Genomic DNA, 22067 nt, shown 5'->3' on the forward strand with positions numbered 1-22067 from the left:
TTGCCGGGATCATACCAATCCGTAAGAAATGCCGCCCCGGCCGTTCGACCGCTGCACTTTACCAAAATGTATAGTTCCAGCGAGGTCCCCGTGAGGTTTGGAGCGCAGCTTGGCGCCATCAATGCCAAGTCGAGGTCAGCTCTTTCATGAACATGCGCGCCGCTCCTGCCACCCTTATGCCGGCCCTTCATCCGGTCAGCCTGCGGGTGAACACCTACCTGATCAATCTCGACCGTGCGCCATTGCGCAGGTTTCGAATGGAGCGCCTGCTGGCAAGCTTTGGCCTTGCCTTCGAGCGTGTGGCGGCGGTCGATGGCGCAGGGCTGAGCCTGCCGCATCCGGGCTTTGACGAAGCATCCTATCTCCGCCAGCACGGCCGCCGGCCGAACCCTTTCGAGATCGGCTGTTATCTGAGCCACGTCGAATGCGCCAAGCGGTTCCTCGGCAGCCATGCCGAGTTCGCGCTCATTCTGGAGGACGATCTCGATTTCGATGACGATCTGGCCGAGCTGCTCGACGCCGCCCTTAAGCACCAGGCGCGCTGGGACATTCTGCGGCTGTCGACCGTCAATACCGGGCGAAAGCACAAGGTGGAGCCGCTGACCGCGTCGCGCTCGCTCGCCATCGCGCTCACCCGCGAGAAGGGCTCCGGCGCCTATCTGATCAACCGCAAGGCGGCGGGCTGGATTGCCGATGTGCTTGTCCCTATGCGCCTGCCCTATGATCTCGCCTTCGATCTGGAGTTCGATGATGGGCTGAGCGCTTGCTTCGTCGATCCGCTGCCGGTCAGCCAAAGGGCCGATCCCTGTTCGCAGATCCAGGCAGGGCTTTCGACCTATCGGCTGGGCCGCCGCCGGCCGTGGAGCGTGCTGCCGTATCGCGCTGCCGCCGAGCTGCGCCGCTTTGCAGCCCGCTTCAGCCGGCTCGCGGCATGGCGGATGCGAAATTAGAACCTGCCGCCGGCATCAGCGGGAAGCCGATCGAAACGATGAGGCCGGGATGATTGTCCGCCATGGTGATCTTAGCCGAATGCAGGTCGGCGATCGCCTTGACGAGGCTGAGCCCGAGCCCGCTTCCCGGCGTCGCGCGGCTCTTGTCGAGCCGGTAGAGACGCCGGAAGACCTTGTCCCTTTCGCCGGCGGGAATGCCGGGGCCGCTATCGGCGACCGAGACGATGGCGCGGCCGCCCTGGCAGCGGAGCGAAACGGTGATACCGGTTCCATCAGGGCAGTGGTTGATGGCGTTCTCCACCAGGTTGGCGATCATCTGCGTCAAGAGATCACGGTCGCCCCGGATGAGAGCGGGACAGCGCTCCGTGATATCAAGCGCCATCAGCGCGTCTTCCGCGACATCGACATAGACTTCGGAAATCACCGCAAGCACGGCGTCGATATCGGTTGCCTGGAAACGCTCCTTGCGGGCGCCGGCCTCGATCTGGGAAATGCGCAGCAGCGCCTCGAAGGTGGCGTTGATCCGGTCGCTCTCGTGTCTGGCTTCGTCAAGCAGAGCCGAAACATCCGCCTGCTGGTCGTTGCCGGCCACCGCGGCATCCAGCGTCAGGCGCAGCCTGTTCAGAGGCGTCTTCAGATCGTGGGCGATATCGGCGCTCACCTGCCGCATGCTCTCGACCAATCTCTGCAGCCGCTCCAGCGCCGCGTTGATCTGGATCGCCACCGTATCGAGATCGTCGCCGTTGCCGGTGATGGCAATGCGAGCGTCGAGCGCGCCGTGGGAGACCTCGTTCATGGTAAGGGCGACCCTGTCCAGCCGCGCCTGGGCGCGAACGGCGAGAAAGACGCCGCCGCCGATCGCGGTCGCGACGACGATCGCGGCGGCCCATTCGAAGCTGACCAGCACGATCCGCAGCATCTCGTCGACATCGTTGAAGTTTTCCGCCACCACCAGGCTGTAGGGACCGATGGTCGAGACCTGCATCCGGTAGCGTTCATGCGCCTTCAGCCCGACATCCCTGGAGGTGACGGTATAGACGCCGTTCGGGATGCGGGGTGCGGCGAAATTGCCGGCGAGTTTGCGCCCGCCTGCATCCGTCAGCGAATAGAGCCCGTCGGAGGTCGACTGGAAGCTTGCATAATTGTTCAGCGTGTTGATCAGATCCTCGGTGTCACCGGGATTGTAGGTCGAGACGATCAGCGAATTCATCTCGTGGAGCGACTGTTCGAGATCACGCTCAAGGCCGAGGCGCAGCATGTGGTAGATGATCGCGCCGCTGAGGATGAAGGTGACGACGAAGAGCACGCCGAAGGTGACGGCAAGCCGGAACGGCGTGCTCCTGCGCAGGCTCGAGCATGATGCCGAAAAGTGTGCGCGGTTTTCGGACGAGATCATGCTCTTACTCTTTAAATTGCGAACAGGTTTTGAGATTTTCAGGCCGATAGGCCCTGAAATCATCCTGTTCTAGCGAGGCGCATGCAGGCTGTATCCGGTGTTGCGGACCGTATGCAGAAGCTGGACCTGGAACGGCTTGTCGACCTTGGCTCTCAGCCGGCTGATATGGGTCTCGACGACGCTGGTCTTCGGATCGAAGTGGAAATCCCAGACCCGCTCCAGCAGCATCGTCTTGGTGATGACCCGGCCTTCGCCGCGCATCAGCACCTCGAGCAGGGTAAATTCGCGCGGCTGCAGCTCGATCACCTGGCCGGCGCGGCGGGCCTCCCGCCGGATCAGATCGAGCTCGAGATCGGCAACCTTCAGCACCGTCCGCTGCTCCTGCACCGGCGGCCGCCGGCCAAGCGCATTCACCCGCGCCATCAGTTCGGAAAAGGCAAAGGGCTTGACGAGATAATCGTCGCCGCCCGCCTCCAGCCCCTCGACCCGATCGTCGACGCCGCCGATCGACGTCAAGAACAGCGCCGACGTGCCGACCTTGGCAGCCCTCAGTGAACGCACGATCGCCAGACCATCGAGACCCGGCAGCATGCGATCGACGACGATGACGTCATAGGCCTCGCGCTGCGCCTGAAACAGCCCATCGCGGCCGTCGCCAACCACGTCACAGACATGCCCGGCCTCGGAAAAACCCTTGGCGATATAATCGGACGTTTTCCTGTCGTCCTCGATAAGCAGGATTCGCATCAGCCCGATCATTCCCGGATGCCTGGATGGCGAGATTTAGCCGAGAGGACGGCTTGGCGACAACTTACGGATTCGTAAGGTGACGGGTGGGGGAGTGGCTTCAGACGCAACCGTGTCGCCAGGAGTTTCCCGTTCCTTGGAAAGGCACATCGCCCCGATCTGTACAATTGCACAGCACTAAAGATCACCGACACCGAGCGCCACGACCAGTTGCTTGGCATGATCGCTGGCAAGCGCCTTACCTATCGGCGGATTAACGAAGCCGGTCACGCCTAAGCAGAAGGCGCGAGAAGTGCTTTGGAAGCGCAAGAAGCAGAGATTCCACTCCAGGTAGAGTTTGGTGCATCATCTTGTTTGCGGCCCGTGGAAGGCCCCTGATCAGATCGTCAGGCGACCCCAGAAGCGGTCAACCGCATCCTATGCCGGGACCAGTTCGAATCGTGCTCATACCACGACAATCGAAGCGGCCACCTGGGATCTCATAGGGGGGGCATTGGACGCGGAAGTACAACGCAGATGATGCACCGATGCTAGCGATAAACGGCGGTACCGTTTGATCGCCGCGAATCACGAAACCTTTTGGTTCCGTGGCCACGGACCGGAGGCTAATCCCATGCGGAAGAACCCCACGGTCGTAATCACAATAAGAGTCGACGTAGCTGCCTGCCTATTTGGTATCGCCGCTATCCTGAGACTCTTCATGTGAAGAACGAGGACGACGGTTTCGGCTGTCGTCCTTTACTTGTGATCAGGCGGCGCTTTCAGCATGCGCTTGATGGTCTCATTGAACTTCTCGTCTTCTTTGTTCTGGGTGTCCATCATGGCCGAACCTGAAGTAATTCAACTGCCTTCACTTGAGCCGCTTCACATAGCGGTCTCCAAGGGCCTCAACGCGTTCATCACAGTCGAGGGCTTTATGGCAATGATTTATTGCACTTTCATGGAGCCAGCGCCCCGGCTGCTAAGCCTTCTCTCCATCGATGCTGCTACACACGTAGAAACAAAATGCAGGATCATAAATTCGGTTGCACCGTACAGGCTGAAAGGCAACGAACTTAAGCAGTTCAATGCACTCATGGGTCGCATAAAGCGCAAAGCTGATCTCCGTAATAAGCTCGCGCATTGGCAGGTCGGATACTGGCACAAGAATATTCCCGTGGGCACCGTCCGCGAAATGAAGGCCATGAAACCAAGACTGCTCCCATCTTACTTCACCGCCGGGAACCTAGGCGGTTCAACGCCTGAATCAGTTACTCTTTCCGAGATAGAGGAGTTCTTTGAAGGATGCCTGGTCCTCCAAAGGGACTTGCTGCACTTCAACGAGCTTATCTCCGGCCCTAAGGACGACGGCGACGAGCCGCGCCACGTCAAAGGCCGAAGCGTCCGCAAGAAGGCGGCCTGATTATCGATATTCGTTTGCGAGGTAGGCAACGCCCGCCTCCGCCATTTCCTCAGTGATTTGATGCCGGCCTTTCGGCTCGAATCATCGCAAAGGCTGATAGCAGCCGCAATAGATCATGCTGTCCGTCGAGCGGAGTTCGACGTCAAGACCTCCAAAAGCCTCATCATCGATAACAAGCAATGTGTTCACCGAGATTTGCGCAATTGCATCGGAATCTGCCCTTGTCAGCAGGGACCATAGATATGGCGGACCGGCCTCCGGCTCGCTGCCGGCGTTTTTCCAGATAACCTCAACGAAGTCGCTGTCGAGATAGCGGCATCGGAGTTCTGCTTTCATAGGCCATTGGGCGTGGAGTCAAACTGATCGCGCGATAGATGGCTTGACAGTGGGATCAGCATACAGTTAGCGCTTTTGGCCACGCACTATCACCACATGGTCGTTTCGCTTTTTCACATTTGAGGGGCCACGCATGGATGTGCAAGCCGAAGTCGACCTTCCAGCTCAGAGACAAAAGCGGGCTTGGCCATCGGCGGTGTTGCTTTGTATTCTGGCATCGCCACTCTTCCTTGTTCTGAAAACACTCGCTTTTATGGATGGCCTGAAGCTGTTCCTGTTTTTGTTCGGGGCATTCCTCGTCGTCGCTGTCGTGGGGTTTCTTCTTGGCCCGGTGTCGGTGGTTTGGAGTGGGTATATAGCGGTGACCGAGGTCATTTTTGGGCTTTCGGAAGACCACAAATACTTCTTGTGCTGTTCGTCGAAAGACCGATTTGAAGCAGAAATTGTTTCATGGGTGCCAGTTTTGATGTTTCCGGCAGGAATGACGAGCTGCCTACTTCTAGCTCGGTCTATGTTTTGGAAATCCCTCACGCTCCGACAGATGATATTGGTTGTCGCGGTCTCGACTGTCATCGCGCAAGGTCTGTTGTGGTACTACGAATGGCAAGAGGTGATTGTGAACTGTTCGGCCGTTCAGTGTAATTTCTGAGATGATTTGCGAATTGATTGAGTAGACCAACTCACGGCGACTAGCCTGAAGCTATAGGCATTAGCCAGCCTAATCCCGAACGAAAAGGGCCAAAGCCTCGTGTGAGTGAAGCGTGTCGCCATGCTTCACCCCGCCTTTCTCGCTGGCGAGGAGACCACAAGACCGGCAACCTCCTCCTCGTGCGTCATCCGTCTTGGCGGGTGAAATTTTCGCGCTACCTCTGCACACGGCAAAGGAGGAAGACGATGAAGATGCGTAAGTTCACGATCGCCGATGCGTCATTGGAGCGTTCCCCCGGGCAGGAGGCAGACATCTCCGTCGGCAATCTGGTCGACGAGCGGCACGGAGGGCCGATCACCATCGGTTATGGACGTTACGCGCCCGGCCAGAGCCTGACCGAGACGATGGCGGTTGATGACGTGATGATCGTTCTGGAAGGCCGGCTTTCGGTCTCGACCGACGGGGGAACGGTCACCGCCGGGCCTGGCGAGATCGTCTATATGCCCAAAGGTGAAACGGTGACGATCCGCTCGCACGAGGAGGGCGCGCTCACCGCCTATGTCACCTATCCGCATTGGCGGCCGGCACACGCCTAGAGCGCCGTGCGGCGGCCCTATTCGGTCGATTGCCGACCCTCGAACTGATCGTCAGAGGCCGGCAAGATAGTGAGCCATGGCAGCGATGTCGTCGGCCGAAAAATTGCGCACCAAGGCCGTCATGCGGGGCATGTTCGGGCGCTTGTTATCGTGAAAGTCGGAGAGGGTTTTGATCAGGTAGTCCAGCTTCTGATTTGCGACGCGCGGAGTGTTGGCGTATCCGACGAAACCCTCCCGGTGGCACGAGGTGCACTTCTTCTCGACGTCGAGCGCCCGGAAGCGGGTCATGCTCGCTGCGTCGGCCGGCTCGCGGTAGGCGGGCCAAGGCAGTGCGGAGAAGTAGGCCGCAAGCGCCTTCATGTCGTCGTCGGAAAGATTCTTCGCGATCCGGCCCATGAGGTCGTCGGTGCGCGCTCCATTGCGATATTCCTGCAAAGCTATCAGCAAAGAGGACTCGTGCTGGCCGGCAATGATCGGCGTGTTCTTAACAGTCGGCAGACCTTTCCTACCGTGACACATCTGGCAAAGCTTGGCCTTGTGGGAGATTGCCGCCAGCGGTGGCGCAGCATTGTTCTGCGCTCCAGCCGGCAGCGGACCGAGAGCCACGAGAGCGGCAATGACGAACGGAGCGAGCGCGCTGCTGCAGGGCATGCGAGGCCTCCAGATCGGGGCTTGTGATGCTGATCTTATCAGAAGATGCAACCATTGACGAGCGGACCCCCGTCGCCTCCATCCGATTATGGCTGCGTTTTTATGAGTTCACGCCCTAGACCGCGGTTTGTGGCTCAGCGCTTGTATTCGGGCTCGCTGCGATCGAGCGCGCGTTTGACGGACTCCAGATGGAGCCGGGCCGACTCCGGGTCGCCTTCGCGCATTTGCCGGTATGCCGCTTCGGCGATCTCAGGCGCGACGGCAAGGACTTCACGCCCGGTCGACAGGGCGAGCGTCTGCACTTCGCAGGCACGCTCAAGGTAGTAGAGGTCGTCCCAGGCCTCGGCGATGTTAGGGGCGCAGACCATCACGCCGTGGTGCTTCATGAAGACGATGTCGGCATCGCCGATCGCGGCGGCGATCCGATCGCCCTCGCGCGCATCGAGCGCCAGGCCGTTATAGTTCTGGTCGACGGCCGTGCGGCCATAGAATTTCAAGGCGGTCTGCCCGGCAAAGATCAGGGGATCGCCCTCCGTCATCGAAAGGGCGGTGGCATAAGGCATATGGGTGTGGAACGCCGCCTTGGCGCGGGGAATGTTCTTGTGAATCCTGGCGTGGATGTAAAAGGCGGTGGCCTCGGGCTGCCCGCTGCCCGACACCACGTTGCCGTGAAAATCGCAGATCAACAGCATCGAGGCCGTCAGTTCGGCAAAAGCGTAGCCATAAGGGTTGACGAGGAACAGGTCGTCATATCCAGGGACGACGGCCGAGAAGTGGTTGCAGATCCCTTCCTCCATGCCGAGCCTTGCCGCCATCCGGAAGCAGGCGGCAAGATCGACGCGGGCCTGCCAGATGTCGTCCGTATCGAGTTTCGGCTGGTTGGGGCCGCCGGCGGGCGAGGGGGCTGTATTGAGGGAGTGCGCCATGGGTTCGTTTCGGATCGGTGTCGAAGGAGAGGGTGGCTATTTATCCTGAACTACGCCCGGATCAGCTTCGCATCAAGCCGGCTGGAGATAAAGATGGTTCGCTTCATCTGCATATTTTTACCCACCCTCCGTCGTCCTCGGGCTGACCCGAGGACCCACGCCGGTCTTCCATCAGCAGTGGACCTGGATCCCAGGCTCGAGGCCTGGGAGGACGGAGGGTGGGGAGGCGCTTTCCGCCAAACTCCCCTTCGGCGCAGCGGATGGCGGATCGTCTCACCCGCAGCTCGACCCGAGGCCAGCTCAGGCGTGTTCCCGATCGACAGCAGATGAGCCATTGCATCGGCAATTGCGTGGTTGTCGTAGGGTTTCGAGAAGGCCCTGCTTCCCATGGGGAGATCGCTCTCTTCGAGGATCACCGCGCCGGAGGCAACGATCAGCCTGACAGGCGGCCACCGATTTCGGATGTAATGGGATAGCTTGATGCCGTCCATCGTGCCGGGCATCTGAACATCGGTGAAAACCAGATCGATGTCGTTTCGCGACACAAGGATACGAATTGCCTCGTCCGCATCGCACGCCTCAAGCGCTTCGTAACCCGCAGAGAAGACCAGATCGACGGCACTCATCCGAATAATCGTGCTGTCTTCGACGACCAGGACGACCGCTTTGCCATAATTCATTGCTCACTCGGTCAGATTGGAGGTGCGAGCCGCATGGGCTCCGCAGGGATAGCGTTTCGCAAGCCATTCGGTTCCGAAGCCGCCGTAGAAAGGTCGGTTCGCAAAACGGCGCTTTCCCGGTGGCGGATTGTGACGGCCGTGCCGGGACCCGCATCGCTTAACTGAATGTCACCATGCAGGCTCTTTGCCAGCGCCTCCACAATGCCGGTCCCCAGTCCCGCCTTTGGTGCATCGCGACCTGCAGGCATGCCGATGCCGTTGTCGGTAACGGAGAGAGTCCAATCCTTGCCGGATGATCGATAGGCGATGACGATTGCGCCTGGTCGTTCCACGGGAAAGGCGTGCTTGAGGGCGTTGATGGCAAGCTCGGTCACGACAAGCCCCAGGCGTACGGAAACGTCCGCCTCCACGGCGCTGTCATCGACCATCACCTGAATCGAAAGCCTGTCGGGGTCAGCAATCATCGACGCGCCGAGGCTTTGGCAAAGCTGAGTGAAATAGGTACGGAGTTCAACCTTGCCGCTGTTGGACATGGAGAGTTGGCGTTGCAGGGCCGCAATTGACATGACCCGGTGATGGGCGTTGTGGAGATGCCCGCGCGCTTCCTCCGACTGGACCCGCCGGGCGCTCTGCATGAGAACGCTGGCAATGATCTGAAGGCTGTTTGCGACCCTGTGCTGGACTTCCTGCAGCAGGATCGCATTGTCGCGAACGAGATCATCTTTCAGCCGAGCTTCGGCGCGCACATCGGTCACATCGGTGATGGCCAGAAGCAGGCGAATATGATCGATGTCGCCATCATCGAGCGTCCGCGCGTTGACGACCAGGTGCCGTGTTTTCTGGTTTGGCCGTCGAAAGTCGATTTCGTAGGCTTCGATGTTGGCGCTGCCCAAGGCGGTCGCCGTCAGCAGTGACGCAAGCTGGGGCATTGCCCATTCGCCGTTTCCAATTTCGCTGAGGCGTCGGCCGCAAACTGTCTTGGGGTCGATGTCGAAGACCCGGCAGAAGGATGCGCTCGCTGCGATGACCTTCTGGTCGTCGGAGAGGAAAAGCAGCGGTTCATTGGACGATACCACCACGGCAAGAGTGCTCGCCGCTTCGAAATGCGCAGTGGGGGTCTTTTGCATGGAGAGGCCCTCAAGGGCCGGAGACTCGCGAAGCAAGTCATCACTCGGCAACAATGCCAACCGGCCAGAAGGCTCAGCCCGACAGAGAGACCGTAACACGCCTGAGAGGTGATCCCTTCATACTAAATATCGCGGCTGCCGTGTCGACGCGATAAGCCGACGATGACGAATATCCATCGTCTCGGAGAGAGGCCATCGAGCAGGAAGCCGAAGCCTTTCCGGAACGCGCGGTCCAAAGTTGAATGTTGCCCAGCAGGTTCGTAACGGTGCATGATTCCTGCGGCGGTATCACGCCAAGGAAATTCCGACCTAAATACGGAGCTAAAGAGATGAAGATTCAGGGGCAGAGTGAGCTGTCTGGTATCGGTGAAATCCGAGCCCAGCTCGGCGGCTGGCCCATATCGACGGCCGGCATGTCGTCTACCTCTCGCGGCCTGCACTTTGATGTGAGAGACGGGAGCCACGGCGTCGAACTGGTTCTGCCTGGGTGTGATCATCATGCAGTGTTGGTGGCGCTGGGATCATCAAGGCAATTCCGCTTTCAAACGCACATAGCGTCCCGCGAGGTATCTTGCAGAGCAGGGGATCTGATTGTCGTCCCGGCCGGTAGCCCAGCACGCCTTGGAGGCGCTATCCCGCCGATGCTTCGGATCGGCATCGACCCGGAGCAACTCAGTGATGGCTCCCGCTTGCGTGAGCCCCTCCGCGGCAGGGATGATCAGACGGGTTCTATCCTTCACGCCAACGATTTGTTTGCACTGTACATCGGCGGCGCGATCCTCGAGGAGATGCGCAAGCCGGATTTTGAATGGCGGATGCCTCTGTTGCGTCACCTTGCCGAAGCGCTAACCGTGCATTTCGTGACAATGTATGGCGTTTACACCGTCTCCGATCACACCGGCGAAATCAGCGACAGGGAAGCCATCCGACGGGTAATCGAGCATCTTGGGCGGACAACACACGACTTTCCTGACCTCGCCTCGCTCGCCAAGCGCACCGGTCTCAGCCGCTTTCACTTCATCCGGGTTTTTAAAGCTGAGATTGGCATGACGCCTGCGCGATACGTGGAGCAATGCAGAATTGGGCAAGCGAAGTCATTGATCGAGACAGCCGAGATATCGTTGGCCGATATTGCCGATAAGCTTGGGTTTGTCGATCAAAGCCACCTGACCCGACGTTTCAAAAAGGTCGTAGGTAGTACCCCTGCTGCATACGCACGCGCACAGGGCCGCCTGCATTTGTCAGAGATCTAACAATAATATACAAAGAAAGCAATAAATTACCACATACGCGAGATAGCTTCGATACATCTCAAGCCAGAAAACAGATTTTTCGTCTGATTGACCAAATTTAAGCAATAAAATCCCATATGTAGCAATAAAATGCCATGACCTGATCTCCGAAGTGGTTCATATGTATTGCCAACGGACGACATCAAGGCAGGAGATATAAACGTGAATATTAGAAACGTTATTCTTGTGCACGGATATTTCCTCGACGGTAATGCTTGGAATAAAGTTATACCGTTACTGTCAGGGCGAAGCATTGATGCAATTGCCGTTCAGATTTCATTGACCTCGTTCTCTGAGGACGTGGCGATTGTTCATCGCGCCATTGAAATGCAGGACGGTCCGGTCATCCTCGTCGGACAGTCCTATGGTGGCGCGGTCATTACCGAGGCGGGCAACCATACCCGGGTTGCGGGCCTCGTCTACATCGCCGGCGCTGCGCCAGACAGTGGCCAGTCCGTCGACGACTGGTGGAGCGGTTATGCGACTGCGGCTGTTGTGAACGAACTGAGGCCCTGGGGCGATGCGCATGTTACGCTCACCCGCGACGGGGTGCGCAAATACCTGGGCCAGGATCTTCCGACCGCAGAAGCCGATATCGTCTACGCCACTCAGGGACCGCTTGGAACACGCAGTAAGTTAGAGAAGATCTCAAAAAGCGCGTGGCACACCAAGCCTTCCTGGTACATGGTCACAACGCTCGACCACACGATGCCGCCCGCGGTACAGCAGGACTCCGCCGAACGTATGGGTGCCGAGATCATGGTTGTTCAGGCAAGCCACTTGCCTATGCTTTCACAGCCGAAAGCCGTTGCCGATTTCATCGCCAACGCCGCCGCGTCTTTTGACTGATAATTCGGTCCCAAGCCGAAGCATCATTCGAAACAAAACATTCCGGAACGACCTCGCCACAACGGCGAAACGACGACCCATTCCTGAGCGGCCCATTCCTGAGCGGACTGTGTCTGTTCGACCAAATTCGACCTGGCGCACATCGCCTGGTCACAAAAGCTTCGAAAGAAGCCGTTGGCTCGCTTGCCCCCCAACGGAATTATTTACCGAACCCAAGAAGGAACAGGATCATGTCTACATCACCGAAACCCACCATCGTTTTTTGCCACGGCATTTGGGCCGACGGCTCATGCTTCAGCAAAGTAATCCCTGCACTGCAGGCGGACGGGCACGAAGTCATCGCCGTCCAGTACGGCCTGGACTCCTACGAGGAGGACGTGGCGACGGTTAAGCGGACGCTCAATCGTGTCGGCAGCCCCGTCATCCTCGTTGGGCATTCCTACGGCGGCGCAACGATCACGGCCGCCGGCATCGACGAGCGTGTCGTTGGTCTGGTTTACATCGCCGCAGTCGCCCCGGATGTCGGCGAGACCGTGCAGGATCAGCTCGCCAAGTATCCGTCGGACATCTTCAACCATGTCGAGGCAGCGGACGGCCGGGCCTGGATGCTGCCGAGCGGAACCAAGTTCTTCGCCGGAGACCTCTCGGAGGAAGAGCAGAAGCTTGTATGGGCCACGCACTATGCGCCGGTTGCCGATCTGTTCAACCAGCAAAAGCTCAGTGCCGACGAGATCGCGTGGAAGTCCAAGCCAAGCTGGTACGTCTTGGCGACGCAGGACCACACGGTGCACCCCGATCTCCAGCGCTGGGTTTCCAAGCGTATGAATGCGACGGTGACGGAGGTGGAAAGCAGCCACGTGCCGATGCTCTCTCAACCCGACGTGGTCATCGATGTCATCCGCAAGGCAGCGGCGGCCGTCCAGCGTCGCTGATATATCGTGGAAATTGCATATAAAGAGACCGTCATCAGGCGGTCTCTTCTGTTATTGGCAGATGCACCTGTAAGCGCGTCCGCCCACTGTTCGCCGTGTGAGGGGGACCGGTTAGATGGCGGTCGGCCGACAGACAATAACGGGGGAAGGTAAGCGACGATCCATACGCGCCTTGAGGAAGCCTCTCGGAGTGAGGCCGGTCCTTTAACTCCTAAAGTTGTGCTGCTGTTAAATGTCGGGGTGGCAGCGCTGGGCCGCTCTCCAGCCTCCGCTACGCTCGATAACGTCAGCAGGAGCGGGTAAGACGCTACTTATGGGACCGTTCCACCGCGGCGAACATGTGTGGCGCATCCTGATCGACACCTCCGCGCAGAATGAAAATCACCTGTTCGAGTCTACTGAGCCCGACGACGGTCGCAGCCAGTGGAATGAAGGCCTCCCATCCCGTGATATAAAGCAACGGCCACAACGCGAATAGCAAAAGCGCGCCGGCCTTCGCGGAACAAAAATGGAACATCAGCAGGCGTCGAGTCAGCAGCCACGAAACGAGCAGATAGATCACCGGGCCGCCGAACAGGACTGTCAACGCAACTCCGTGGCGGGACGCGAGCCCGGGGTATGACGAGAGTAGAAAAAACAGAATGGCGACGGAGAAGATGTTGTCGACGATGGCGTCAAGGCGGGCACCGTATTCGGAAGCTCGCTTCGTCCGTCGGGCGAGCCATCCATCGACGAGGTCGGTCATGGATGCAATCAAGTAGAGGACAAGCGCCGGCCCAGCATATCCATAGCCCAGGAGCAGCAATATAGGGGCTATCAACAGGCCGCGACTGAGCGTCACCACGTTGGCGAGCTTGATTGGACCATCTTCCCAAACCAAACCATGGACGACGCTCATACTGGCTCCGCGGTCAGTTTGAGGGTCGTATCGCGTGCAATCAGCTTCTCAATAGAATAGGCGTTGTGATGCATCGGGCAGACAATCTGATTACGCTCATTGATGAAACCAAATTTGAGCGGCCCTCCACGGTGAGGGCACCTATTCGGGATCAGGTAAAGCTCGCTTTGGTAGGAAAGTAGAAAATACTCTATTCCGTCCCTGACAATCGGGGGAAGGTCCTGACCGATCCAGCTTGCCGCCTCACTCATGGCACAACCTCGCGTCCGACCGACAGCGGTGGAAAAACCTTGAAGGCGGACGGGTCGGTCAAATAACCAATGCCGCCGATCTGCAGAGCCGAACCCGTATTCCAGTTCGTCGCGGGCACCGCGCAGCGACCAGGCGGGGCCAAATTTGTCGGCATGCCAAACTCGGCGTGTCCTGCCTTCACCGCGGCCTCGAATGCCAAGGTCACGGCCAGCAGATGATCTCCCGACCGCTCGAAGGCCAGTCTCGTCAGTTCGGCGCCGGCGACGATCTCGGAGCCGACCTCGGGACCGTACTTGGACACCAAGGGCGCGACCACTTCGTCGGCAACCATTGCGGAATGGTGGATGTCGATGTGCGCATGTTCGCCAAAGTAATGCGCGTCTACGCCGGGATGGAAGCGCTGGAGATACCGGAAGTGCTCCTCCGTGGATCGCTGGTAGCTTGCTTCGGCGAAGAGAAGGAAGCCAATCTGAAGAAACAAATTGCGAGGGCTCTGGAACATGAAGTGGATGACATTGTGCAACTCCAGAGTCGGAGTATCGAACAACGACCAATAGGCATTGTATTCTTCGCTGAGTCCGAACCCCCTCAATGTTGATCGGTAGAGCACGCTGTGTTTTTTGTTGTGGACCCCGTATCCGAATTCATCAATGAGAATGCGGAATAGGGCGGACTGAGGCTCACCATATTCGCCGATGACGCCGAGCGCGGAGGCGGAGGCTTCAGCCAGCAAATCGACAGAGGACTGAAGCAGAAAGTTCCGGTAATAATGATCCCGGTTGCTCGAGCTATCCAAAAACTCAAGGAAGCCGCTCGGCCTGTTCGCTTTGAGATTGGGTATTAGGTTTGCCACATACCCGGCGCAATCTTGTCGATGGCTAAGGCTGCGTGCCTCGGCAACCAGCGGGCCAACCAGTTCGTCTTCAAGGTTTGCGCGCATTTCGTCGAGACGCAGCATCTCGCGGGGATCGTAGTGCTGCTGTAGCCGCGACAGGATCGATCCGACAGGCGCTGCGCTCGGCAGCAAGACATAACGACCCTGATAACTGCGCATCAGCGCTTGATGTTGGACAAATCGCCGAAGGCTGGGATCTTCATCGTCGCGGAGAGCTTCAGCGTCGATGCGAATATCATATACCGAAGGTGGATTTCCGCCTGCTCGCGCCGCGAGGCGTTGTCCAATATCCAGCAGATCTTGCTTTCCGATGAAGGTCATGTGCGCGCCGTTCCAGGCTCGTAGATCGTCACGGCTATCCCACTCTTTGTGAAGCACTCGACCAATCGCCATTTCGATAATTCGAATGCCCGACTATATTCGTCAGGGCGCATATAGCTCGGGGCGTCCGCCGATCCAGTGATAACGGGTATATGTTTTATGACTATCCGGTGGACCAACCGCGCCTCGTGCAGGCTGTGCAGCAGGCGACTTCCGCCTTCGACGATCATGCTTTTGATCCCGCGATCATCTAGAATGTTCATCAAGCCGGGGAGGTCGACTCGGCGTTCGCCACATCGCACCACTTCGACATTGGGCTTGCTTTTGAGCGCTTCGATATCGGCTTCCTTCGCGGCGCGGGAGACGACGAGGACCGTCGGATGGCCGTCGTTCAAAAGCTTTGCGTCGAGGGGCAGCCTGCCCATGGACGAGGGTACGATTCGCAACGGATTTGGCCCTGGTGCGTGACGCACCGTGAGTTCTGGATCATCCGAAAGGACGGTGCCGGCACCGACCATGATGGCATCGTGTGCCGCTCTCTGGGCATGGAACCACGCGCGAAGATCGTCGCCATAGAAATCGAACAGACCCTTGCTGGAAGCCGTCGCCCCCAGCGACAGTTTGCCGTCGATAGTGACCTCCGACAGCGTTGTTATTTCAACCATTTCTTGTCCTCCTCCTCCGCACACTCTAATGCGACTGCGCCATGATTGTTCAATTAGGAGGAGGAAAATCAGGTGCGGCGTCTTTGGCGGAGACGGATCGAGCGAAGTGGGAGGCTTTGGGGCGAAGGGCGGCCATTCGTGGCTTTTGCTCCACCCGCCTCCAACTCGATGGTGAAGCAAGGGATCCAGGCCACCGACTGATGCGTGAGACCAACGCTTCAACCCTCCTTGCGATGTGCAAGGAGGGTTGGTCTCAAGGCCGGTTAGATCGTCCGCCGATAGCGGTCACGCTCCTGCGCGATCTGCTCGGGGGCGTATGGGTCGAGCGTGTCATCGAACCGGGTCCAGCCCTGGTCGTTATAGGCACGCCGGCGTTCGATCGGGTCGACCCAGTTTGAACCCTGGAGAATAGCCTGCGCCTCGGAGGCGCGGGCGTCGTCGACCTTGGCGGTTACCAGGCTGCCGCCGCGGCGGACACCTTCGGCATAGAGGTGAGCATCATCTTCCGGGACGCCGGAGTCGGTGAGGGCGCCGATCAGGCCACCCGCGGCACCGCCCGCGACGGCGCCGGCAACGGCGCCAGCCGCAGTTGCGGCAAGCCAGCCTGCGGCAACCACCGGTCCGACACCCGGAATGGCCATCAGGCCCAGTCCGGTCAGCAGGCCGCCGGCGCCGCCGACGGCAGCGCCAATGCCCGCACCCGTCGCGGCATCCTCGCCAACATCAGAGTCGCGATCGATGCGGCCAGCCTTGTTGGAGACGATGCTGATGTCATTTGAGGGAATGCCTGCCGCTTCCAATTTGCTGACGGCGGAGCGAGCGTCCGAGTAGTCGTCGAAAAGTCCGGTTACAGTTCTCATGATGTTTCTCCCTGGGGTTACTTGGCGACGATGTTGCCTTGATAATCGAGGGCAATGGCGACGGCTTTCCCGTCCTTCATGCCGGCGGCCATCCAGATCCCCTTGTCATCGAGCTTGAGATCCTTGACGTCGGTGTAACCCGCTTCCGTAATGCGATCCTTAGCCTGGGCTTCGGTGAAGCTGTTGGCGCCCTCAACCGGTGCAGTCGGATTTTTGGTGTCCGGGGTTGCAACCGCAGGTGTATTTCCATCCACAGATGGAGCCGGCGTTGTCTGGGCAAGGGCTGCAACGGCAGACGCGCAGAGAATTGTCGCCGCAAAGACGATCTTCTTCATATGTGTTTCCTCTCATTTTGCGGATCAGATGACGATCCATGCGCTGAAAACACGCAAGGGAGTTCTTTGTTCCCGAAGATTATGCAATTGATTTTTCTAAATATAAGGCAACCCAGGCATCCAGCCGGATCATTCTCCATAGGGCCTGGGCAATGCAACCAGGCGACAGGGGAGAGCGTAGCCGGCGATCGAACGGTCGCCTCAAGAAAGCCGCTCAGAGTCCGCCATGCCCGCTAACTCCTAAGGTTGTGATACTGTCAAATGTGCAGAGGGGTGGTCGCGAGCCAAGGCAGCGCAGCCATCCGCCCATGCGGCCGCAACCGGGGTGAATGCCGGGCCGCTCTCCTGCCGGCAGTCCGGCAGGAGTGAGGTCGCAATTTCGATCGCAGGAGGCTCTTCCGGAGCGCGCTCGTGCGACAGGGAAGGATGGTTTGCCGTGCGGCCCCGGCAATGTCTGTGACTTCAGGGAATGCGGGCGATGACCTTGATCTCGAAGTCGAAGCCGGCGAGCCAGTTGACGCCGATGGCGGTCCAGTTCGGGTAGGGCGGCGTGCTGAAAATCTCCTGCTTGACCGCCATGATCGTGCCGAACTGGTTTTCAGGATCGGTGTGGAAGCTGGTGACGTCGACAATATCATCCAGCGTGGCGCCGGCGGCACTCAGCGTCGCCTTCAGGTTTTGAAAGGCGAGCCGCACCTGGCTTTCGAAATCCGGTTCCGGCGTTCCGTCCGGACGGCTGCCGACCTGTCCTGATACAAACAGCAGGTCACCGGAGCGGATCGCGGCGGAATAGCCGTGCTTCTCGTAAAGAGCGTGCCTGTCTGCAGGAAGGATTGCTTCGCGTTTTGTCATTCTGGTCTCTCTTCATTGTTGACAACGACCGTTGAGCGCGACGTATCGCTTCACATCTTGCGCCCAATTTTATATACGGTTCGTATGTGAAATGTATGAGATACGCATCGTATGTCAAGTCCATATACGCTTCGTATCTGAAATTGAGGGATTGAATGGCAAGGAAACGCAGCGAAACGATGCAGGAAAACCGCGTCAAGCTGATCGCGGCGGCGCGAAAGACCTTTGCGGAAAAGGGCTATTCGGCAGCATCGATGGACGAGTTGACGGCGGACGTCGGTCTGACACGCGGGGCGCTCTACCACAATTTCCAAGACAAGCGCGGGCTGCTGGCTGCGGTGGTCGATCAGATCGACACGGAGATGGCGGTGCGCGCTCAAGAGATCGGGGCGCGCGCAGGCAGTGATTGGCAGGGCCTGCTTGCCGAGGGTGCGGCCTATATCGAGATGGCGCTCAATCCGGAAGTCCAGCGCATCGTCCTGCTCGACGGACCTGCGGTGTTGGGTGATCCCTCGCAGTGGCCGAGCCAGAACAATTGCCTGCAGGTGACCAAGAGCACGGTGGAGCGCCTGATCGCCCAAGGCATCCTCAAGCCGCTTGACCCAGAGGCGGCCGCCCGATTGCTGAGCGGCGCGGCTCTCAATGCGGCTCTGTGGATCGCTGCCAGCGAAGATCCGCAAAGCGTGATGCCAAAGGCGGTCGAGGCTTTTCACGCCTTGGCGGCAGGTCTGCTGGTGCAGCGTTTGTGATCTCCCAGGAGCCAATGTCGAGTGAAGGGACGTTCACCGCAGTAACGGCGAAAGTGGCTCCTTCTCCTTACTCGCTCTTCGAAGCGAGAGAAGGGAAGCGGCACGGGCTCGATCGGTGGCCATCGCAAAAATCCGCCGCGAAACTCCAACTTTTGCGACAGAGTTTTGCTGCGAGGATCCTCGAACGCTTTCAGGAAAGACCGGAGTGCCGCAAAAGTCAGTAGTTTTGCACCGCGACAACCACAGGCTCGCCTTGTGGGAAGCTGATAACCTCCTTTGGTAAAGGCCAGTCCGCTGTAGTTTCCGGCTCGCCGTCCCCGTCAACATTGGCGCTCCTGAGTCGCGAAGCGAGCTGGTCTAGTGTTGTCCTCGCCTGTTGCGACAACTCGGTTGAAACGGGGGAAAGGTCCTTTGATAGACCCCAGTAATCCCACGGCTTCAGTTCCAGCTTACGCAGGGCTGCGATTTCTCGAAGCAGGCTTCCCGCGACGAACCACTCGCCCCCGAGGTTGAGGCTCGACACGCCAAATCGCGACGCGATGCCCGGTTCGTCTTTAATCCGAAACCATGCCTCGTTTGCGGTTAGAAACCGCTCGCGCGGTACGTCCAATGTGTTGAAGGAAGCTCCACCGGCCGCCGCAAATTCCACATCGAGCCGTTTCCAGTGCTGGCCATCATGCCATTCACAAAGCCAGTGATCTTCCCAAAAGTCGGGAACGATGTAGTCGGCAAAACCGACGCGAAGACGTGCCGGAATACCCCTGGCGCGAAAAGCGCTCGCTGCCAGAATTGCGAAATCCCGGCAGAGGCCACCAACCTTGATCTGCGTAGGATCGCCTTCAAGCAAGTTGCGCTCGGCGGCGACAGCCAGAATCTCGGTTACGGAACGAAGCTCCAGATCGATGACCTGTTTAGTGGTAAAGCCTCGTTCCTTCGACTCGGCACCGCGAGGATGCTGCATGAACGAGCCAATCCACCGGGCAATCAACTCTGGCGCGTCGCCCCCGAGCATCAAGGCTTCACGATACGGGCCGGGTTCCGAATAAATACTTTGGGAGGCATAGAAGGTTTTGCGCATTGTCGTCTCTCTCCGATCGAGGATTGAGACACGACAAGAAGGGCAAATTTTCAAAAATTGTCAATCGGGTGCCTGTCGCGAAAATCCCGATTAAAGCGACACTTGTTTTCCTGACTTTTGCAACGTCGCAGAACAGACGGTTTTGCGATGCCGGCAATGTCTGCTGTTGGCGCAAATCCGCCGCGCGCACAGCGGGAAATATGCCGATCGCGGACTTTAGGGAATTGCCTTGGCATAGTCTCGGGCTCGAAGAGTTTTGCGGCCGCGAAATAGACTTGCGAATCGCATAAGTGTGTGCTTATGTGTTCGCATGATCGAGAGTGACATCTTCCGAGCCTTGGCTGACCCCACCCGCCGCGCGATCTTCGAGAAGCTGGCGGCGGGCGGCATGAACGCCAGTGCCCTGCGTGAGGGCATGGAGATCAGCCAGCCGGCAATGTCGCAACACCTCTCGGTTTTGCGGAGCGCAAAGCTCGTGAGGGAAGAACGGCAGGGGCGTTTCGTGAATTACGAAGTCGATCCGGACGGGCTGGCTCTCATCGCACAATGGTTGGCGAAATATCGCGCCTACTGGCCTGCCCGCATCGAAGCTCTCAAGGTCTTGCTGAAGGATATGGACCAATGAACGATGGAAAGGCCAAGGAGCAGAAAGACGGCATCGACCTGGAATTCGATCTGGATGAACCGCCGCAAAAGGTCTGGCGTGCAATCAGCATTCCGGAATTTCGGGAAAACTGGTTGCCGAAAGACGCTTTAGCCGATCCCACCCCGGCCACGATCACACCTGGCGAGGAGGTCCGTTACAGCCTGCGCGACGACGCTCCGCCTTTCCTTGAAAGCACGGTGACGTTCACGATCGTCCCGAACGCGACCGGCGGCACCCGCCTGCGCATTATCCACGAGCTGACCGACGCGAGGCTTGACCGGATGGCGAAAACGCCCGCGAACAGCAACGGTCCGCCCCTCATGCTCGCCGCCTGACGCGGTAAGCTCTCCCCTTTGATGTCTGCAAGATTGGAGTTCGCCGATGCGCGAAGCGATGCAACTCGTCCCTATGGTCATAGAACAATCCAGCAGAGGGGAGCGGTCTTTTGACATTTACTCCCGCCTTCTGCGCGAACGCATCATCTTCCTCAACGGCGAGGTCAACGATACCGTTTCCGCTCTGGTCTGCGCGCAGTTACTGTTCCTCGAGGCCGAGAATCCAAAGAAGCCGATCAATCTTTACATCAATTCTCCGGGCGGTGTCGTGACCAGCGGCCTCGCCATGTACGACACCATGCGCTTTATCCGCGCGCCGGTTCATACGCTTTGCATGGGGACAGCCCGTTCCATGGGATCGTTCCTGCTGATGGCAGGCGAGGCCGGCGGAAGAGCTGCTTTGCCCAATGCCAGTATCCTCATTCACCAGCCATCCGGTGGCTTCCAGGGGCAGGCTTCCGACATGATGATTCATGCCGAAGAAATTCTGAAGACCAAGCAGCGCATGACGCGGCTCTACGCGGAGCATTGCGGACGCTCCTATGAAGACTTTGAGCGCGGGATGGATCGCGACCGCTTCATGACGGCGGAAGAAGCATTGGAATGGGGTCTTATCGACCGTATTCTAACGGTTCGGGAAGACACGGCCAGCCTATAGACAGTTTCATGGACGCAAAGAGTCCAGATGGGGCGGAACCGTTGCTGCGGCTATCGGTTAATCCGCTGAGGTCGCGGCGTGCCAATCGGACGTGACGGAGATGGTGAACGCACCGGTTTTTCCGATTTCTCGGTGCGGGCAACGAAATGCCAGGCGAGCACCTTACCTGTTCGCCGCGATCTCATCCCGGACAACAGGATTTCGCGAGGATCGAAACCGTCAACCAGGGCCACACATCGCTCACTGTCGCCTGAGCGCGGAAACCGCCGCCCGCCATCAAAGGCGATCGAACGGGCGAGCGACCATGCTCCGTGTGGATCGATCAGAGGAGGAGAGGGCATGAGCGAGAATAGTTGGAAGGTCGGGCTTCGCGCGAAGCTGGAGGATCTCGTCGACGACTGCGTTGTGGCCGGGGCCAGGCAGCAGGACGTTTTCGATACGATCATCAGGGAGATCGGCAATCTGCGCGCGGCCCTTGAGCGCGATCCTGACCCTGCGGAGGACGACGCTGCTGTGATAGAAGAGCCTGCGAACGATTGGCCGGCGGCCGACAAGTGACGTGAAGCCGATCGGGGAGGGGCGCGCGGCCTGTTGGGGCGGGGCTTATGGAACCAACTGGCGCCGCGGAAGGTTATAGCTTTGGCGATCGGTTTAGCTTGATCTGCGAGACGTGACAGCCCGCGCCGGCCGCTCATCATTCACAAGGGGGAATTGCTATGGAAAGTGCAGGTATCGGCTGGATCGCCGCAATCATCATCGGCGGCATTGCCGGCTGGCTCGCCGAAATGCTGATGAAGAGCAACATGGGCGTGCTGATGAATATCATTCTCGGTATTGTCGGCGCCATCGTCGCCAACTTCATCCTCTCGCTCTTCGGTGTCGTGCTTGGCGGATGGCTGGGTTATTTGATCGCGGGCTTCATCGGAGCCTGCATCCTGATCGCCATTGCGAGAATGGTCAGGCGGACGGCCTGATCAAACAGAAGGCGGC

The 22067-nt window shown here is 58.8% G+C and carries 27 protein-coding genes and 2 pseudogenes; 14 read left to right on the forward strand and 15 right to left on the reverse strand.

Annotated elements, in window-relative coordinates:
* The first annotated feature begins 146 nt into the window (after positions 1-146).
* On the forward strand, positions 147-950 hold the full coding sequence (locus AC25BC_RS03845) for a glycosyltransferase family 25 protein (protein WP_128440376.1): 804 nt from the start codon (positions 147-149) through the stop codon (positions 948-950).
* Here AC25BC_RS03845 and AC25BC_RS03850 read toward each other — a convergent pair.
* Positions 916-2346, reverse strand: coding sequence for a sensor histidine kinase (locus tag AC25BC_RS03850; protein ID WP_128440377.1), 1431 nt, complete (start codon positions 2344-2346; stop codon positions 916-918). The two genes, AC25BC_RS03845 and AC25BC_RS03850, sit on opposite strands and share 35 nt — an antisense overlap.
* 69 nt (positions 2347-2415) lie before the next feature.
* Entirely contained in the window at positions 2416-3093 is a 678-nt protein-coding gene (locus tag AC25BC_RS03855; RefSeq protein WP_026157276.1) for a winged helix-turn-helix domain-containing protein, read from the reverse strand.
* Positions 3094-3264: 171 nt separating this feature from the next.
* Here AC25BC_RS03855 and AC25BC_RS03860 point away from each other — a divergent pair.
* Positions 3265-3369 (forward strand): annotated as a pseudogene (locus tag AC25BC_RS03860) (IS1595 family transposase); the annotation flags it as partial.
* A 544-nt stretch (positions 3370-3913) separates the two neighbouring features.
* A complete protein-coding gene (locus AC25BC_RS03865) occupies positions 3914-4495 on the forward strand; it encodes a hypothetical protein (protein ID WP_128440378.1) in 582 nt (193 codons plus the stop codon).
* A gap of 81 nt (positions 4496-4576) precedes the next feature.
* Here AC25BC_RS03865 and AC25BC_RS03870 read toward each other — a convergent pair whose 3' ends face one another.
* Positions 4577-4831, reverse strand: coding sequence for a hypothetical protein (locus AC25BC_RS03870; protein WP_128440379.1), 255 nt, complete (start codon positions 4829-4831; stop codon positions 4577-4579).
* Between the two features lie 133 nt (positions 4832-4964).
* Here AC25BC_RS03870 and AC25BC_RS03875 point away from each other — a divergent pair, with 133 nt between their 5' ends.
* Both AC25BC_RS03875 and AC25BC_RS03880 read left to right on the forward strand, forming a co-directional pair.
* Positions 4965-5480 (forward strand): hypothetical protein, encoded by a 516-nt coding sequence (locus AC25BC_RS03875; protein ID WP_128440380.1) that lies wholly within the window; start codon positions 4965-4967, stop codon positions 5478-5480.
* A 245-nt stretch (positions 5481-5725) separates the two neighbouring features.
* Positions 5726-6076 (forward strand): cupin domain-containing protein, encoded by a 351-nt coding sequence (locus tag AC25BC_RS03880; RefSeq protein WP_026160141.1) that lies wholly within the window; start codon positions 5726-5728, stop codon positions 6074-6076.
* A 51-nt stretch (positions 6077-6127) separates the two neighbouring features.
* Here AC25BC_RS03880 and AC25BC_RS03885 read toward each other — a convergent pair whose 3' ends face one another.
* From AC25BC_RS03885 to AC25BC_RS03900, 4 genes and pseudogenes are all read right to left on the reverse strand, one after another.
* Entirely contained in the window at positions 6128-6727 is a 600-nt protein-coding gene (locus AC25BC_RS03885) for a c-type cytochrome (protein ID WP_128440381.1), read from the reverse strand.
* Positions 6728-6861: 134 nt separating this feature from the next.
* A complete protein-coding gene (locus tag AC25BC_RS03890; protein WP_012756432.1) occupies positions 6862-7653 on the reverse strand; it encodes an aldolase in 792 nt (263 codons plus the stop codon).
* 308 nt (positions 7654-7961) lie between these two features.
* Positions 7962-8333 (reverse strand): annotated as a pseudogene (locus tag AC25BC_RS03895) (response regulator); the annotation flags it as partial.
* An 11-nt stretch (positions 8334-8344) separates the two neighbouring features.
* On the reverse strand, positions 8345-9460 hold the full coding sequence (locus AC25BC_RS03900) for a sensor histidine kinase (protein WP_128440394.1): 1116 nt from the start codon (positions 9458-9460) through the stop codon (positions 8345-8347).
* Positions 9461-9789: 329 nt separating this feature from the next.
* Between AC25BC_RS03900 and AC25BC_RS03905 the strand changes: the two genes are divergently transcribed.
* The 3 genes from AC25BC_RS03905 (at position 9790) to AC25BC_RS03915 (ending at position 12533) form a co-directional block, all read left to right on the forward strand.
* Positions 9790-10713 carry a helix-turn-helix transcriptional regulator gene (locus AC25BC_RS03905; protein ID WP_206642416.1) on the forward strand — a complete coding sequence of 308 codons (924 nt, stop codon included), beginning with the start codon at positions 9790-9792 and terminating at the stop codon, positions 10711-10713.
* Positions 10714-10914: 201 nt separating this feature from the next.
* Positions 10915-11601: an alpha/beta fold hydrolase gene (locus AC25BC_RS03910; protein ID WP_128440382.1), complete on the forward strand. Its 687-nt coding sequence runs from the start codon at positions 10915-10917 to the stop codon at positions 11599-11601.
* 230 nt (positions 11602-11831) lie between these two features.
* The gene (locus AC25BC_RS03915; protein WP_128440383.1) at positions 11832-12533 is read left to right on the forward strand and encodes an alpha/beta fold hydrolase; all 702 of its coding nucleotides are present in this window, start codon (positions 11832-11834) and stop codon (positions 12531-12533) included.
* A gap of 307 nt (positions 12534-12840) precedes the next feature.
* Here the strand turns inward: AC25BC_RS03915 and AC25BC_RS03920 are convergent, their stop codons facing one another.
* From AC25BC_RS03920 to AC25BC_RS03950, 7 genes are all read right to left on the reverse strand, one after another.
* Positions 12841-13431, reverse strand: coding sequence for a CDP-alcohol phosphatidyltransferase family protein (locus tag AC25BC_RS03920; protein ID WP_128440384.1), 591 nt, complete (start codon positions 13429-13431; stop codon positions 12841-12843).
* The gene (locus AC25BC_RS03925) at positions 13428-13682 is read right to left on the reverse strand and encodes a Rieske (2Fe-2S) protein (RefSeq protein ID WP_113546288.1); all 255 of its coding nucleotides are present in this window, start codon (positions 13680-13682) and stop codon (positions 13428-13430) included. Before AC25BC_RS03925 ends, AC25BC_RS03920 begins: the two co-directional genes overlap by 4 nt.
* Complete coding sequence (locus tag AC25BC_RS03930; protein WP_245459925.1) at positions 13679-14899, reverse strand: iron-containing redox enzyme family protein; 1221 nt, start codon at positions 14897-14899, stop codon at positions 13679-13681. Before AC25BC_RS03930 ends, AC25BC_RS03925 begins: the two co-directional genes overlap by 4 nt.
* Positions 14896-15564 (reverse strand): RibD family protein, encoded by a 669-nt coding sequence (locus AC25BC_RS03935; protein ID WP_128440385.1) that lies wholly within the window; start codon positions 15562-15564, stop codon positions 14896-14898. The genes AC25BC_RS03930 and AC25BC_RS03935 overlap by 4 nt, the downstream gene beginning before the upstream one ends.
* 263 nt (positions 15565-15827) lie before the next feature.
* Positions 15828-16424, reverse strand: a complete 597-nt coding sequence (locus AC25BC_RS03940) for a general stress protein (protein WP_012756440.1) — start codon at positions 16422-16424, stop codon at positions 15828-15830.
* A 17-nt stretch (positions 16425-16441) separates the two neighbouring features.
* The gene (locus tag AC25BC_RS03945; protein WP_128440386.1) at positions 16442-16759 is read right to left on the reverse strand and encodes a PepSY domain-containing protein; all 318 of its coding nucleotides are present in this window, start codon (positions 16757-16759) and stop codon (positions 16442-16444) included.
* A gap of 462 nt (positions 16760-17221) precedes the next feature.
* Positions 17222-17611, reverse strand: coding sequence for a RidA family protein (locus AC25BC_RS03950; protein ID WP_128440387.1), 390 nt, complete (start codon positions 17609-17611; stop codon positions 17222-17224).
* Between the two features lie 155 nt (positions 17612-17766).
* On the opposite strand from AC25BC_RS03950, the gene AC25BC_RS03955 reads away from it, so the two are divergent.
* Positions 17767-18360: a TetR/AcrR family transcriptional regulator gene (locus tag AC25BC_RS03955; RefSeq protein ID WP_128440388.1), complete on the forward strand. Its 594-nt coding sequence runs from the start codon at positions 17767-17769 to the stop codon at positions 18358-18360.
* Positions 18361-18577: 217 nt separating this feature from the next.
* Here the strand turns inward: AC25BC_RS03955 and AC25BC_RS03960 are convergent, their stop codons facing one another.
* Positions 18578-19438 (reverse strand): transglutaminase-like domain-containing protein, encoded by an 861-nt coding sequence (locus AC25BC_RS03960; protein ID WP_128440389.1) that lies wholly within the window; start codon positions 19436-19438, stop codon positions 18578-18580.
* A 310-nt stretch (positions 19439-19748) separates the two neighbouring features.
* On the opposite strand from AC25BC_RS03960, the gene AC25BC_RS03965 reads away from it, so the two are divergent.
* The 5 genes from AC25BC_RS03965 to AC25BC_RS03985 all read left to right on the forward strand — a co-directional run bounded on the left by AC25BC_RS03965 (position 19749) and on the right by AC25BC_RS03985 (position 22051).
* Complete coding sequence (locus tag AC25BC_RS03965) at positions 19749-20063, forward strand: ArsR/SmtB family transcription factor (protein WP_012756446.1); 315 nt, start codon at positions 19749-19751, stop codon at positions 20061-20063.
* A complete protein-coding gene (locus tag AC25BC_RS03970; protein WP_128440390.1) occupies positions 20060-20419 on the forward strand; it encodes an SRPBCC family protein in 360 nt (119 codons plus the stop codon). Before AC25BC_RS03965 ends, AC25BC_RS03970 begins: the two co-directional genes overlap by 4 nt.
* A gap of 46 nt (positions 20420-20465) precedes the next feature.
* Complete coding sequence (locus AC25BC_RS03975) at positions 20466-21077, forward strand: ATP-dependent Clp protease proteolytic subunit (protein ID WP_012756448.1); 612 nt, start codon at positions 20466-20468, stop codon at positions 21075-21077.
* A gap of 339 nt (positions 21078-21416) precedes the next feature.
* Positions 21417-21635: a hypothetical protein gene (locus tag AC25BC_RS03980; protein WP_128440391.1), complete on the forward strand. Its 219-nt coding sequence runs from the start codon at positions 21417-21419 to the stop codon at positions 21633-21635.
* A gap of 158 nt (positions 21636-21793) precedes the next feature.
* The gene (locus AC25BC_RS03985; protein ID WP_017993268.1) at positions 21794-22051 is read left to right on the forward strand and encodes a GlsB/YeaQ/YmgE family stress response membrane protein; all 258 of its coding nucleotides are present in this window, start codon (positions 21794-21796) and stop codon (positions 22049-22051) included.
* The last annotated feature ends 16 nt before the right edge of the window (positions 22052-22067 follow it).

This window comes from Rhizobium sp. WSM409 (assembly GCF_057653825.1).

Excerpts from the sequence above, each read along its gene's own strand:
- AC25BC_RS03880 (WP_026160141.1), top strand. The coding sequence starts at position 5,726 with ATGAAGATGCGTAAGTTCACGATCGCCGATGCGTCATTGGAGCGTTCC.
- AC25BC_RS03935 (WP_128440385.1), bottom strand. The coding sequence starts at position 15,564 with ATGGTTGAAATAACAACGCTGTCGGAGGTCACTATCGACGGCAAACTG.
- AC25BC_RS03885 (WP_128440381.1), bottom strand. The coding sequence starts at position 6,727 with ATGCCCTGCAGCAGCGCGCTCGCTCCGTTCGTCATTGCCGCTCTCGTG.
- AC25BC_RS03850 (WP_128440377.1), bottom strand. The coding sequence starts at position 2,346 with ATGATCTCGTCCGAAAACCGCGCACACTTTTCGGCATCATGCTCGAGC.
- AC25BC_RS03930 (WP_245459925.1), bottom strand. The coding sequence starts at position 14,899 with ATGACCTTCATCGGAAAGCAAGATCTGCTGGATATTGGACAACGCCTC.
- AC25BC_RS03855 (WP_026157276.1), bottom strand. The coding sequence starts at position 3,093 with ATGCGAATCCTGCTTATCGAGGACGACAGGAAAACGTCCGATTATATC.
- AC25BC_RS03955 (WP_128440388.1), top strand. The coding sequence starts at position 17,767 with ATGGCAAGGAAACGCAGCGAAACGATGCAGGAAAACCGCGTCAAGCTG.
- AC25BC_RS03920 (WP_128440384.1), bottom strand. The coding sequence starts at position 13,431 with ATGAGCGTCGTCCATGGTTTGGTTTGGGAAGATGGTCCAATCAAGCTC.
- AC25BC_RS03865 (WP_128440378.1), top strand. The coding sequence starts at position 3,914 with ATGGCCGAACCTGAAGTAATTCAACTGCCTTCACTTGAGCCGCTTCAC.
- AC25BC_RS03965 (WP_012756446.1), top strand. The coding sequence starts at position 19,749 with ATGATCGAGAGTGACATCTTCCGAGCCTTGGCTGACCCCACCCGCCGC.
- AC25BC_RS03960 (WP_128440389.1), bottom strand. The coding sequence starts at position 19,438 with ATGCGCAAAACCTTCTATGCCTCCCAAAGTATTTATTCGGAACCCGGC.
- AC25BC_RS03945 (WP_128440386.1), bottom strand. The coding sequence starts at position 16,759 with ATGAAGAAGATCGTCTTTGCGGCGACAATTCTCTGCGCGTCTGCCGTT.
- AC25BC_RS03900 (WP_128440394.1), bottom strand. The coding sequence starts at position 9,460 with ATGCAAAAGACCCCCACTGCGCATTTCGAAGCGGCGAGCACTCTTGCC.
- AC25BC_RS03950 (WP_128440387.1), bottom strand. The coding sequence starts at position 17,611 with ATGACAAAACGCGAAGCAATCCTTCCTGCAGACAGGCACGCTCTTTAC.
- AC25BC_RS03890 (WP_012756432.1), bottom strand. The coding sequence starts at position 7,653 with ATGGCGCACTCCCTCAATACAGCCCCCTCGCCCGCCGGCGGCCCCAAC.
- AC25BC_RS03980 (WP_128440391.1), top strand. The coding sequence starts at position 21,417 with ATGAGCGAGAATAGTTGGAAGGTCGGGCTTCGCGCGAAGCTGGAGGAT.
- AC25BC_RS03845 (WP_128440376.1), top strand. The coding sequence starts at position 147 with ATGAACATGCGCGCCGCTCCTGCCACCCTTATGCCGGCCCTTCATCCG.
- AC25BC_RS03870 (WP_128440379.1), bottom strand. The coding sequence starts at position 4,831 with ATGAAAGCAGAACTCCGATGCCGCTATCTCGACAGCGACTTCGTTGAG.
- AC25BC_RS03875 (WP_128440380.1), top strand. The coding sequence starts at position 4,965 with ATGGATGTGCAAGCCGAAGTCGACCTTCCAGCTCAGAGACAAAAGCGG.
- AC25BC_RS03970 (WP_128440390.1), top strand. The coding sequence starts at position 20,060 with ATGAACGATGGAAAGGCCAAGGAGCAGAAAGACGGCATCGACCTGGAA.
- AC25BC_RS03985 (WP_017993268.1), top strand. The coding sequence starts at position 21,794 with ATGGAAAGTGCAGGTATCGGCTGGATCGCCGCAATCATCATCGGCGGC.
- AC25BC_RS03905 (WP_206642416.1), top strand. The coding sequence starts at position 9,790 with ATGAAGATTCAGGGGCAGAGTGAGCTGTCTGGTATCGGTGAAATCCGA.
- AC25BC_RS03925 (WP_113546288.1), bottom strand. The coding sequence starts at position 13,682 with ATGAGTGAGGCGGCAAGCTGGATCGGTCAGGACCTTCCCCCGATTGTC.
- AC25BC_RS03940 (WP_012756440.1), bottom strand. The coding sequence starts at position 16,424 with ATGAGAACTGTAACCGGACTTTTCGACGACTACTCGGACGCTCGCTCC.
- AC25BC_RS03975 (WP_012756448.1), top strand. The coding sequence starts at position 20,466 with ATGCGCGAAGCGATGCAACTCGTCCCTATGGTCATAGAACAATCCAGC.
- AC25BC_RS03915 (WP_128440383.1), top strand. The coding sequence starts at position 11,832 with ATGTCTACATCACCGAAACCCACCATCGTTTTTTGCCACGGCATTTGG.